The organism is Psychrobacter immobilis, assembly GCF_904846175.1.
GTDB classification, from domain to species: Bacteria; Pseudomonadota; Gammaproteobacteria; order Pseudomonadales; family Moraxellaceae; genus Psychrobacter; species Psychrobacter immobilis_E.
The window spans coordinates 596,896-609,947 of sequence record NZ_CAJGZM010000001.1; the positions used below are offsets into that span (position 1 = coordinate 596,896).

At 43.1% G+C, this 13,052-nt stretch carries 10 protein-coding genes and 1 tRNA gene; 3 read left to right on the forward strand and 8 right to left on the reverse strand.

The genetic code is table 11. The annotated features are described in order from the left end of the window. Positions 1-32: 32 nt before the first annotated feature. The 7 genes from rseP to rimO form a co-directional block, all read right to left on the reverse strand. Positions 33-1,406, reverse strand: a complete 1,374-nt coding sequence (gene rseP / locus JMW39_RS02390; protein WP_201543539.1) for an RIP metalloprotease RseP — start codon at positions 1,404-1,406, stop codon at positions 33-35. Positions 1,407-1,567: 161 nt separating this feature from the next. After that, positions 1,568-2,776: a 1-deoxy-D-xylulose-5-phosphate reductoisomerase gene (gene ispC, locus JMW39_RS02395; RefSeq protein WP_201543427.1), complete on the reverse strand. Its 1,209-nt coding sequence runs from the start codon at positions 2,774-2,776 to the stop codon at positions 1,568-1,570. A gap of 159 nt (positions 2,777-2,935) precedes the next feature. Beyond that, positions 2,936-3,745 carry a phosphatidate cytidylyltransferase gene (locus JMW39_RS02400; RefSeq protein WP_201543429.1) on the reverse strand — a complete coding sequence of 270 codons (810 nt, stop codon included), beginning with the start codon at positions 3,743-3,745 and terminating at the stop codon, positions 2,936-2,938. A 249-nt stretch (positions 3,746-3,994) separates the two neighbouring features. After that, positions 3,995-4,753: a polyprenyl diphosphate synthase gene (gene uppS / locus JMW39_RS02405; protein WP_201543431.1), complete on the reverse strand. Its 759-nt coding sequence runs from the start codon at positions 4,751-4,753 to the stop codon at positions 3,995-3,997. 276 nt (positions 4,754-5,029) lie between these two features. Next, the gene (gene frr / locus JMW39_RS02410; protein WP_201543433.1) at positions 5,030-5,584 is read right to left on the reverse strand and encodes a ribosome recycling factor; all 555 of its coding nucleotides are present in this window, start codon (positions 5,582-5,584) and stop codon (positions 5,030-5,032) included. 136 nt (positions 5,585-5,720) lie between these two features. Next, complete coding sequence (gene pyrH, locus JMW39_RS02415; protein ID WP_149489717.1) at positions 5,721-6,446, reverse strand: UMP kinase; 726 nt, start codon at positions 6,444-6,446, stop codon at positions 5,721-5,723. A gap of 194 nt (positions 6,447-6,640) precedes the next feature. Then, positions 6,641-8,266 (reverse strand): 30S ribosomal protein S12 methylthiotransferase RimO, encoded by a 1,626-nt coding sequence (gene rimO, locus JMW39_RS02420; protein WP_201543435.1) that lies wholly within the window; start codon positions 8,264-8,266, stop codon positions 6,641-6,643. Between the two features lie 134 nt (positions 8,267-8,400). Here rimO and JMW39_RS02425 point away from each other — a divergent pair, with 134 nt between their 5' ends. The 3 genes from JMW39_RS02425 (at position 8,401) to JMW39_RS02435 (ending at position 11,942) form a co-directional block, all read left to right on the forward strand. Then, the gene (locus tag JMW39_RS02425) at positions 8,401-9,768 is read left to right on the forward strand and encodes a two-component system sensor histidine kinase NtrB (RefSeq protein WP_201543437.1); all 1,368 of its coding nucleotides are present in this window, start codon (positions 8,401-8,403) and stop codon (positions 9,766-9,768) included. A 42-nt stretch (positions 9,769-9,810) separates the two neighbouring features. Further along, complete coding sequence (locus JMW39_RS02430) at positions 9,811-11,643, forward strand: sigma 54-interacting transcriptional regulator (RefSeq protein WP_201543439.1); 1,833 nt, start codon at positions 9,811-9,813, stop codon at positions 11,641-11,643. Positions 11,644-11,857: 214 nt separating this feature from the next. Then, a tRNA-Leu gene (locus tag JMW39_RS02435) sits at positions 11,858-11,942 on the forward strand. 333 nt (positions 11,943-12,275) lie between these two features. Here the strand turns inward: JMW39_RS02435 and JMW39_RS02440 are convergent. Next, the gene (locus JMW39_RS02440) at positions 12,276-13,043 is read right to left on the reverse strand and encodes a hypothetical protein (RefSeq protein WP_201543441.1); all 768 of its coding nucleotides are present in this window, start codon (positions 13,041-13,043) and stop codon (positions 12,276-12,278) included. Positions 13,044-13,052 lie beyond the last annotated feature (9 nt).

Below are 13,052 nucleotides of genomic sequence, written 5' to 3' on the forward strand. Positions count from 1 at the left end.
GCACCTTGGTTATCAAAGTGCCGTATCTTTTGTCAAAACAGCCGACTGATATCATTACCAATTGCTAACACCATGAAACCTGCCAGCAAGAGTAAACCGATATTAAGACCTACCATTTGCACGCCTTCAGAGAGTGGTTTACCGCGTATCAGCTCAATAAGATAGTAGACAATATGGCCACCATCTAAAACTGGAATAGGCAAAAGATTCAATACGGCTAGGCTTAAACTTATTAAAGCTGCTGTCGATAATACCATCTGCCAGCTAATATCAAAGCTTTGTTTGGCAACTTTAGCAATGGTAATCGGACCTGATAAATTCTCTAAACCAATCATGCCAGACAGCATCTTACCCATTGAGCTAACAGTCATCACCGCTAACTGTTCTGTCTTCTGGAATGACTTAACCAGTGACTCGCCCGGACCATATACGACAGTGGTTTTGTAGGCATCAGGAATGACGATTTCAGACTCTGCCACCATAGCACCAATTTGCCCATAATCGTTACCTAAATTGTCTTTTTTACCTTGCGGCATAATGGATAACTGAACCTGTTCGCCGTCACGCAATACGGTAAAATTGAGCAAAGTTTCAGGACTATCGCGAATGACACGCGTGGCGCTGATCCAGTCTTTAATCTGTTCATCATTAATAGCAGTAATGCGGTCGCCCACCTTTAAGCCTTGACGACTGGCTGCCCCATCGGGCGTTAAATCGCCAACTATCGGTGCGATGTTTGGTTGCCACGGTATCATACCAAAGCTTGATAACGCATCTTTGCCTTGCGCAGCGCCTTGCATAAACTCTTTAACAGGCGCTTGGTAGGTCTTGGTTGTACCTTTATCTACTTCTGATTGCAAAGTAACGCTTACATTAGCCGTCTCGCCCATGCGCCCAGCAAGGCGATAATTAATACCTTCCCACGTTTGCACGTCATGACCATCAATCGCAACAATTTTATCACCAATAGGCAACTGCGCTATCGCCGCAGGAGTATCGGGTAATACTTGCCCTATCTTTGTCGCTAATTGCTCAGATGGGGTCATAAATAACACCCAAAACAGCACAATAGCGATGACAAAATTCATGATAGGGCCAGCCGCAACAACCGCAATTTTCTTCAGCGGATGCTGACGATTAAAGGCCAGATGCAACTCGTCTGCTGCGACTTCGCCTTCACGCTCATCGAGCATTTTAACATATCCACCAAGCGGTAGCGCCGAGATGCGATAGTCAATGCCGCTTTTTTTACTGGTCCAGCCAAAGAGTTTGGGACCAAAGCCGATAGAATAGGTAAGCACTTTAACACCACAAAGACGCGCAACAATGTAATGACCCCACTCATGCAGGGCGATGAGCGGACCTAAGACAAATATTGCCGCAAGCAGCGTTAATAAAAACGTCATCATCTTTTCTCAGTATTAGCTCTTAGTATTGTCTCTTAACATCGTTTATGACTATCACTTCTTAGCGCAATGCTTCGCGTACTTTTTAGCATCGCTTATCAACATCACTTTTTAACAGCATTTTTTCGCAGAACGTATCAAATAACTGGATTTTTATAGCTTTATGCCAACTTCGCCACCAGCGTATTAGTATGCTGGCGCGCTATTTTATCAATCGCCAAAATATCTTCAATATCGGCAGTCTCATCTAATACGGACACTTGTATCTCATCTAATACTTGCGCATTAATATCCGCAATATCAGTAAGACGAATTTGACCATTTAAAAAGGCTGCAACGGCAATCTCATTAGCAGCATTTAACACAATCGTGGCCTGCGTACCCGCTTGCATGGCCTGCCTTGCCAAACGCAAACAGGCAAATTTTTGCAAATCAGGCTCAATAAACTCTAAACCACTTAACGCAAATAAATCTAATGGCTGCGAGCCACTATAGATACGGTCAGGATAACTGAGTGCATGGGCGATGGGCGTCTTCATATCGGGACTGCCTAGCTGCGCTAAGAAGCTGCCATCGCTATATTCTACCATTGAGTGAATGATACTTTGTGGATGAATAACCACATTTATCTTATTTTCTGGCAAATCAAATAAATGGCAAGCTTCGATGAGCTCAAGCCCTTTATTCATCATCGTTGCTGAGTCAACCGATATTTTTTGTCCCATCGACCAATTAGGATGTTTGACCGCTTCAGCGACGCTAGCTTGCTGCATCTGTGCAAAAGACTGCTGCAAAAATGGCCCACCAGATGCCGTCAACCATAATTTGCGTACCCCATGATTAGGCTTGTGAATTTGGGTATTGTCTTGTTGAATCGCTAAAGGTAAACACTGAAAAATGGCATTGTGTTCTGAATCTAACGGTAACAAGGTCGCATGATGCGTTTTAACCGCATTAATCATGACTTTCCCTGCCATAACCAATGCTTCTTTATTGGCCAATAAGATGCGTTTACCTGCGCGTGCGGCAGCTAAAGTAGAAGGCAGACCAGCTGCGCCTACGATAGCCGCAACCACGGTATCGGTTTGCGGGTCGGTCGCAATATCGACCAGCCCTGAGGCGCCACCTACCACATCGATATTTAAACCCGCGGCGCTAAGACGCTGAGCAAAATCATCGACCGCTGCTGTCGGTACACTAACGCGTTTTGGCGAAAATTGCTGGCAAAGCGCCAATAACTTATCTAAACGGTGGTAGCCTGATAAGGCATAAACTTCATAGTTCTGTGGTTGCGCCGCTAAAATTGCTAACGTGCTATCGCCAATCGAGCCTGTCGCGCCTAGTACGGCGATGCGTTGGGTCATAACCATCTGTGCCTATAATACGGTGAAATTAAATGAGAAGTAAGGAAAATAGATTAAGGTATAAGAATTAATAATAGGCAGCTTAGTCGCTATCAAATATATAAGCCTTAGCTGTTTTTATATTATTTTTAGTCTGATAGCTTTTTATTCTTAGACTACTTATTGTTATACGACAATTAAACCAAGCTGCTGTATCGCCCAAAAGCCCAGTGCAAATATCGGTGTGGCAGATAGCAGCGAATCAATGCGGTCCAGAACCCCACCATGCCCCGGTAAAATTGTTCCAGAATCTTTAACGTCAGCACGGCGTTTGAGCATCGACTCAAACAAATCGCCCAATACGGACGCTAAAATTGTCAACGCCGACAAGGCTACAAAAGCGATTAATGGAACACCAGTCAATTGTAGTTTAAAGACACTGATGACGATGACCACAAGCAAGCCTGTGATTAATCCGCCTGCCAGCCCTTCCATACTTTTATTGGGTGAAACATTTGGCGCCATCTTACGGCGACCGAACTTACGCCCAACAAAGTAAGCGCCACTATCGGCACACCAGACTAGTAAGAATACATACAATAGCCACCATGCTGATAGCTGCCATAAGTAAAACATGGCAGTAATGGCGGCAGTTAATATAACCGCACCCATCAATGCCAGTTTCTTACCGTACCAGTTGGTATGAGTGGGAAATACTCGTACCCAAGACAGCGCCATAAGCCAGATGAGAAGTGACGCCACCCACCAAAATAGCCAAGTGACTTTAAACATCAGCGATACGATGGTCAGTGCTAAAACCAAGAGTACAAATAGTGCAGGCTGCTGCCATTTCGGCATCAGTTTGGTCCATTCGTGGGCAGCGATAATGACACCAAGCGCTAGCAGCGGTGCAAATAAAATAGGGGTTTGGCTCGCAAACATTGCAATACCAACGATAATAACGAGAACAATTGCCGTCTTAATTCGTTGCCACATACTTATCGAGCCTTATATAACGAAGAATGTTTGGTCAAAATACATCATAATCATAAACTATAACAGTGAGCCACAATCATGAATCATAAGAATGAATCACAATCAGGCATTATGCCAGTGAACCATAATAGCCCATTAGTCATGATTACCGCTCATTAAAACAGCTTATCATTAACCAAACAAGTGTAATTCAAATTACTAGAACTTCTTAACCTATCATTTTTACAGTCTCTATTGCTTGCGCTCGTCTTAATGAGTTTGTTGCTCGATCACTACTTGTTCGCTGGTTTTGCCAAAGCGTCTTTGGCGCTGAGCAAATTCTGCTATCATTGCAGCCAGCTCTGCTACTTTAAAATCTGGCCACAGTGTTTGGGTAAAGAACAATTCAGCATAGGCAGATTGCCATAATAGGAAGTTCGACAGACGGTACTCACCGCCCGTACGTATCAACATATCGACCGCTGGTGCGTCGGCTAATTGGACATATTCACCGAGCATCTCTTTATTAATATCTTCCGCGCGTAAATTACCCGCTTCGACTTGCTTGGCTAACTGTTTGGCGGCATGGGCAATGTCCCACTGACCGCCATAACTAATAGCAATGACTAATGTCATAGCTTCAAAGTCAGCCGTTTTTGCCTCAGCATCTAGCATCAAAGCTTGCAAAGCTTCACTAAGCTGGCTGCGATCGCCAATAAAACGCAGGCGAATGCGATATTTGAGCATACGCGGCAATTGCTCATTAATCGTTAAGCTCAACAAATGCATCAGCAGTGCAACCTCACTCGGTGGACGTTGCCAATTTTCACTAGAAAATGCAAAGACGGTTAGTACTTCAATACCCGTACTGACACAGCATTCGACTATAGGATCTAGTGCATTTTTGCCAGCGATATGCCCTTGACCTTGACCTAAATGATTGATTTTACCGTAACGGTTGTTGCCATCCATGATAACAGCGATATGACGAGGAAGAAGAGCGGGAGTTAAAGCATCTGGAATAGACATAGGCTAACTTGCTTGTTATTTGGGTAAAGTGATGGTACGCGAACTAAATTTATGCCTTGCAACAATTATTGCCTATTTGCCAAAGCAATTATTAACAGACTTAGACGTATTAAAAGACATATACGTATTAAAAAATCTTGTATATAAGGTTTATGGCAAAATAAAAGCTTAATTTCTTATAAAGCAATAAACAGCCAATCACCATTTAGTATTGGCTGTTTTTTATAGAAAAATATGAATAGCATATCGTCTTCAATTGAAGAAGAAAGGTATCGCTTACACTGCCATCAAATCACTTTCTTTTTTGCTTAAGCGGCTATCGATAGTCTCAATATATTTATCAGTGATTTTTTGAATGTCATCACTGGCGCGGCGCTCATCATCTTCTGAGATTTCTTTCTCTTTCGCCAAATCCTTAATATCATTCATCATATCGCGGCGGATATTACGGATAGAAACGCGGCTGTTTTCAGCTTCGCTACGGGCAAGCTTTTGCATATCGCGGCGTGTGTCTTCAGTCAATGCTGGCATCGGTACACGAATCACGTCAGCGGTCATCGGGTTCAAGCCCAAGTCTGCTTCACGAATTGCTTTGTCAATCGCTTGTACCATAGTACGCTCAAATGGCTGCACCAATAGCGTGCGTGAATCTTCGACGTTGACACTCGCCACTTGATTCAGTGGCGTATCTGCGCCGTAGTAGCTGACCATCACACCAGATAACATACCTGGATGGGCACGACCAGTACGTACTTTACTAAAGGTGCTCTCAAGCGCTTCTAGCGTCTTTGCCATGCGCGCTTCGCCGTCTTTCTTAATCTCATTAATCATTACGTATCCTTATTTATCGCGAGCGACAAATCATTCATTGCTGTTAGGTATAAAGCTGTTAGGTATAAATCTTATTTAAATGCCGATGCTTAATACATCAGTAACTTCATATTCATATAAATGATAAAGCCTGTGCTTAATGATAAACGCGCGTGCCTTCATTTTCGCCCATAATAACGTTTAATAAGGCGTTAGGCTTGGTCATATCAAATACTTGTAGCGGTACGTTGTGCTCACGGCATAAAGCGATTGCCGTTAAGTCCATAACACCAAGTTTTTGCTCGAGCACTTCATCAAAGGTTAAGCCATCATATTTTTTGGCATCAGCATGTAGGCTTGGGTCTTTATCGTAAACACCATCAACCTTGGTCGCTTTTAAAATCAAACCCGCTTCGATTTCGATACCGCGTAAGCAAGCGGCAGTATCGGTGGTAAAGAAAGGATTGCCAGTACCCGCAACAAAGATACAAACTTCGCCGTTTTTTAAATAACGGATGGCATTACGACTGCTATAGCTTTCAGTGACTTCACCGATTGGCAAGGCTGACATCAAACGGGTTTTGATGTTGCGGCGCTCAAGGGCATCACGCATGGCCAGACCATTCATCACAGTGGCTAGCATACCCATCTGGTCACCAGTAACCCGACCGACCAAGCCTTCTTTTTGTAGCTGCGCACCGCGATATAAGTTACCACCGCCAACGACGATACCGACTTGTACCCCAAGTCCACGCAAGTGGGCGATAGACAAGCTCATCTTATCGAGCACTTCGGTATCAATTCCCATCTCCTTGCCACCAGCTAAGGCTTCGCCAGAGAGTTTCAGCAAGATACGAGAGTAACGCGGGTTTTTGTCAGACATGAGGGCACCTTGTTAGCATTGAATTATAAGTAAAATGAGCGGTAAAACACAAATAGAGTTCGCCTTTGAACTGACTCGAAATGCCATAAAAGCACTACCACTGATGACAAACGTGTAAAAAGGCTAAATTGCGCTAATTGTAGCAAAAACTGCCCACGATTGGGCAATTTTCACGCGCCTATTGTAGTGACTGCTTAGCCTTTATAACTGGCAAACAAATCATACTCGCTAGCGTCATCGATCGTGACGGTTAGGAACTGTCCAACTTTGACTTGGGCAGTGATCTCATCAACGTAGACGTGACCGTCAATCTCTGGGGCATCCGCGTAGCTACGGCAAATCGCAATACCCTCTTCACTATCAATCTCATCGACCAATACCATTAGAGTTTTACCGACTTTCTCTTGTAATTTCTGTGCTGAGATGTCCTGCTGTAACGTCATCAAACGCTCATAGCGCTCTTGCTTGACGGCTTCAGGCACATGATTTGGCAAGTCATTGGCAACCGCACCTTCAACTTCTGAATACGTAAAGGCACCGACGCGATCGAGGCGCGCCTCTACCAACCAATCAAGCAGGCATTGGAAATCTTCTTCCGTCTCACCAGGGAAACCAACCACAAAGGTTGAGCGAATAACGATATCAGGGCAGATCTCACGCCACGCTTTAATACGCGCTAAGGTATTTTCGCTATGCGCTGGGCGCTTCATTGCTTTTAGAATACTATGGCTAGCATGCTGAAATGGAATATCAAGATAAGGCAGTAGTTTTTTCTCGCCCATCAATTCAACGACTTTGTCCACGTGAGGATACGGGTATACATAATGCAGGCGTACCCAAATACCTAAATCATTTAATGCTTGGCACAAGTCATAAAACTTTGACTTGAGCGGCATACCATTCCAAAAACTGGTCTTATATTTCAAGTCCAGCCCATAAGCAGAGGTATCTTGCGAGATAATAAGCAACTCTTTTACACCAGCGTTTTTAAGCGCCATGGCTTCATTCATCACGCTATCAATCGGACGCGAGACCAAATCTCCGCGCAAACTTGGAATAATGCAGAAGGTACAACGATGGTTGCAGCCTTCCGATATTTTTAGATAAGCATAATGGCTTGGCGTTAATTTGATACCCGCCTCATTAATCAAATCTATTTTTGGATCGTAGTTAGCATCCTGACTGCGGTTTGGTCTAGGCACATGCTGCGCTACAGCGGTAATCACCTCGTCATAAGCATGCGCGCCGGTCACAGCTAACACGGCTGGGTGCATGGCACGAATTTTTTCCGCTTCTTTACCCAAGCAGCCTGTGACAATCACTTTACCGTTTTTACTAATCGCTTCACCGATGGCGTCCAATGACTCTTGCACTGCAGACTCAATAAAGCCGCAAGTATTGACCACGACCAAGTCTGCGCCTTCATAATCACTGGCCACTTGATAACCGTCACGGCTAAGTTCTGTGATAATGCGCTCACTATCGACCAAGGCTTTTGGACAACCTAACGACACAAAGCCAATCTTTGGCGCTGCGTTCACTGGCGCATTCATAGTCGCTGCTGTCGCTTTAGCTGATGCCGCTGCAACCACATCGCTGCTTTGCTCAATGCTACGGTTTTGATTGTGGTTGGCTTTATGGTGATAAGGTTGAACACTGTCAGTCGAGCTTTGCGCGGGCGTTGCTGTCGGCTTAGCAGGATTAAAAATAGTGGCAGTGTCTTTCGGCATAGAAGCTGTTGGCATAGAAGCTAATGATGTAGAAGCTGGCTTTGAAGTGGCAATAGTCGTATTAAGCGACTCGGTATAAGTTTTGGGCATGGCTGACCTTGCTAGAGAAAAATGGCTGTGCGCATTGTACGTTTTTTTTGCAAAAACCGCCAGTTTTGCCGCGCTATAGTGTTGATTTATGGTTAAATATTATATCGCGCATCTCTTTACTCTAGGCCGCAGTCATGACAGCTGATTTGATCACCGAAAAACCGACGCCAGATTTGATATTTATATCACAGCATTTATTTACGGCTATCTTATGGATTGACGATGAACTGTCTATCACTTGGCTAAATGCCCAAGCTGAACAATTACTGGCCATCAGTAGCGGACGCTTGCTTAATCAATCAATACTGACGCTACTTGCACCCGATGAGCTAACGTTAAAAGACAGTCTTATTAATAACAATCAAGAAGATAAAACTTACTCTTTGACTGAGCGCTTTTCTCAAGCCCAGCACTATCAACAGCCGTTTATCGATCATGACTATCTCATACACACCCAGCTCAATGGCGGACTGACACTCTCCGTAGATTATAGCGTGACACCGGTTATTTACGAGCAGCAACCTTATTTTATTATTGAGATGTGGGGAAAAGACCGGCAGAGTCGTATTTCAGAAGAACAGCGTCAACAGCAGCAATATAGCGTTGCCCGTCATATGCTACGTTCGGTCGCCCATGAAATTAAAAATCCATTGGCGGGCATTCGCGGTGCGGCGCAATTATTGCAGCGGCAATTTATCAAGTTTAGTGATATGTCTGCTTTTGACAGAGAGGCTACCGCTGCTATCCTCAATAAAAATACCGATTTAAATCAGAATAACAACCTGCAAAAAAATGCAGCAAAGCTCCGTAATTATACCAATATCATTATCTCAGAGACCGACCGTTTGACCCAGTTGATTGGGCAGTTCCTTGGCTCAAGTCAGTTACCAAAATGGCAAATGCTAAATATCCATGAGCCGCTCGAGCATGTTCTAGCCTTAATAGTTAATCAATATCCAGAAGTGATGCTACAGCGTGATTATGATTTGTCATTACCTGAGTTATGCGCTGATAAAGATCAATTAATCCAAGTGTTTTTAAACCTTATTAACAATGCTTGTGAATCCATGACTGAGTTTAAGCAAACGCTGCAGCAACATGTTCCAGCCATATCTAGTAATTTACCATCAGATATTGCGCAAAGTTATCTTGACGTTGATAGCAGCTATCAACCAAAACTGCATATCCAGACGCGGATTGCCTTTCAACATACTATCGGTAGCCAACAGCATAAACAGGTCTTGCAAATCACCATCACTGACAACGGCTCAGGAATAAATGATGCGCTAATTGGTCAGATATTTTTTCCGATGGTGACCAGTCGCGCCGCCGGTACTGGGCTTGGCTTATCTATTGTGCAAGATATCATCAGCCGCCATCATGGTATGATTGACGTCAGCTCAAATTCATCACAAAGCGATAATCCCAGTTATAATTACAACAACAGTCAGACCCGTTTTACCCTTTACCTACCTTTTCAGCAGCCAATCACTGCAATTTAATGCTGCCACCTACTTCTTCTCACTGCTTATTAGGCGAAACACATGAATCAGGATAATGATACTCAACACCACCTTACGAGCAATGAGCAAATCCCAATGGTCACCGTAAATAATGCGTCTGATGATAATCCTGCGACGTTATGGCTTATCGATGATGATGCGGCGCTGCGTTTGGTATTGGCAGATACTTTTGAGGATGCCGGTCTCAACGTTATTAGCTTTACCCAAGCGCAAGCGGCGTGGACACGCCTTAATGATGTCTTGCAACAGCACGAATCAGTCAACCAATTACCAGATGTGATATTGACCGATATTCGTATGCCGATGATGGATGGTTTATCGTTTAGTGATTGGGTACATAAGCACTTTCCTAAGCTGCCAATTGTCATTATGACAGCTCACTCCGATCTTACTTCTGCTATCAGTAGCTATCAAACTGGGGCATTTGAATATCTGCCCAAGCCCTTTGATTTAGATGACGCGGTCGCTACGATTTATAAAGCCATTAATTATCAGCCGAATAAGGAGCTAGTAAATCAGTCAAATGAGCCTGCTACCGATATAATAATTGACACTCCATCTGAGGCCATTTCAAAAACCAATGCTTATTCAAAATACAGTAATAAGACAAAGCAACCGATTAAACCTGTTAGCAAGATTCATACTATCAGTAAGCCTAATAAAACCACCAAAAATAACGCTGAATTTAAAAGTAATGCTAATAGCAATCCCAGCGGCATTATTGGTCAATCACAAGCGATGCAGACGGTATTTCGCGCTATTGGGCGCTTAGCACACTCACCTATTACCGTCTTGATTACAGGAGAATCAGGTACGGGTAAAGAGTTGGTTGCTAGCGCACTCCATGAGCACTCTCCGCGAGCGCAGCAACCTTTTATTGCTCTTAATATGGCAGCAATTCCACATGATTTGATTGAATCTGAGTTATTCGGTCACGAAAAAGGCGCGTTTACTGGCGCAATGACGACTAGGCAAGGTCGTTTTGAGCAAGCTGATGGCGGAACGCTATTCTTAGATGAAATCGGTGACATGCCGTATAGCACCCAAACGCGTTTGCTGCGCGTACTGGCCAATGGCGAGTTTTTTCGTGTGGGCGGACAGCAGCCGGTCAAAGTAGATGTACGCATCATTGCCGCCACCCATCAAAACTTAGAAGAGCTCGTCAAAAAAGGCAAATTCCGTGAGGATTTATTTTATCGCCTCAATGTGATTCGTCTGCCATTACCGCCATTACGGACAAGACCTGAAGACATTCCAGCATTAGCCAACTACTTTATGCAGCGCGCCGCTAAACAGATGAATAGCACGGAGAAGCAGCTTCATCCGACAGCGCTACAGGTGATGCAATCTTTTGAGTGGCGTGGCAATGTCCGTCAACTTGAGAATGTCTGCCTTTGGTTGACCGTGATGGCAACGGGCGATACTGTCATGGTAGAGGATTTACCACCAGAGTTACTTGAAAATATGCCCTCGCCTCTACATCACAAGCAGTCCTCAATAGAAGCAACTCAAAATCAGCAACACAGTGATGGCGCGTATAGTCCCAATAAAAACCATCAAAACAAGCAAAACGTTCAAAACAATCAAGTCAGTCAAAATAACCATAACCATAACCAGAGCTGGCAGCAGGCACTTGCCACATGGGCTGAGCAGTCTCTACAAACTGGTGAAACAGATATTTTGCAAACCGCAACGCCAGAATTTGAACGTGTGTTGCTTAAGGCTGCTTTAAACCATAGTGGTGGCAAAAAGATAGCAGCCGCTAACTTACTTGGTTGGGGACGCAATACTTTGACGCGTAAATTGCAGCAATTAGGGATTACCGCATCAGAGGCGCCAAATAATTGGAATTAAAACTACAAACTGCCGAATTAAAATATTAGTAATATCAATAATTTATAGAACCCATTAAAATTAACTGCCAAATAATTAAAAATAATCACAAATAGGGCTTGCCAAACCATTCAAACTCTATATAATAGCCAACCACTGAGACGCACTACCGAATCAGTTAACTATCTTGATAGCATTTGAATTTAACTGCTTTTGATGATAGAGTAACGAAAATGGGGCTGTGGCGGAATTGGTAGACGCACCAGATTTAGGTTCTGGCGCCGCAAGGTGTGAGAGTTCGAGTCTCTCCAGCCCCACCATTTTTCGATAGTGATTAGATTGTCTCAAACCTATATAGAACCTGCCCTCAAGCAGGTTTTTTTATGCCTAAAATTTGATGTGAGTATCTCCCGTGGGCTTAATTGTGGAATAGCATAAACTATACCCCTATCCTAAAAGCCTTGAAACGTAAGTGTTTGGAGAGTTTTTTGTAGCTCTAGCCCATATTCTTCCGTGGGCTAGAATCAGCTTTTACCTATGTTCCCTCAATTACATTATGTAAAGAGTATTTCACTAAATAACGCACCAAAAAAACAGCCTCATAAGTTAATAACTTATGAGGCTGTTTTTTATTCTAGACCGAACTGTTCGATCTAAGATTCAAAAAATTCTGAAGTGATAAATTGAGCAAAGCTTATAGTAGGAAATCTTTTTAACTCAATATCATCTATATATTCTATATCTTGAATTTGTTGAGAATTGACATACTCTCTAAGCTCTGTAGCAATTCTGACTTCATCTTGTTCTAAGTCATAGCAAAGTCCATTTGATCTCAAGAAATTCAAAAAACTGATGAATGTCGTAGGCTTTTTTTTATAGTATATTTCGTCTCTCAATGCGTAAGCTCTCACTTCTAAATTTAGCATTGACTCTTCAGATTGGTAATCTAGTTTAGCTTTTTCAATAATTTCTTCTTCGTCTTTGAGCAAAGACTCCAATCTTGAAATATCTTTATTCTTGATATTTTCAATATAATATTCAATAGCTCTTGCTAAAGTATGTATGTAGAAGCCTCTAAAATCTTTCGTAAAATTTTTCACATCTATTTTGAAGATCTCATCAGGATTGATCGAATCTGCTATAGCATGGTTAGCGAGCGCCATTGTTCTACCAAGTAGCTCTATCACTACCTTATTGTTTAGACTATCGTAGCCAAGATTATATGAATCGGGAGAACTATAGGAACTAGAAGAATCATAGCCAACTACCAAGGACCTATACATATTAGCTACTGACGACGATCTATCTAATTTCAATCCTAAGACTGACTTAACAGTAGCATAGAAGCTTTCTTCATAAACACGACCTGTATCATCTAAACCTATTACTAGCCCAACATAGTCATCTAGTAGCATATCCATATCATCTTC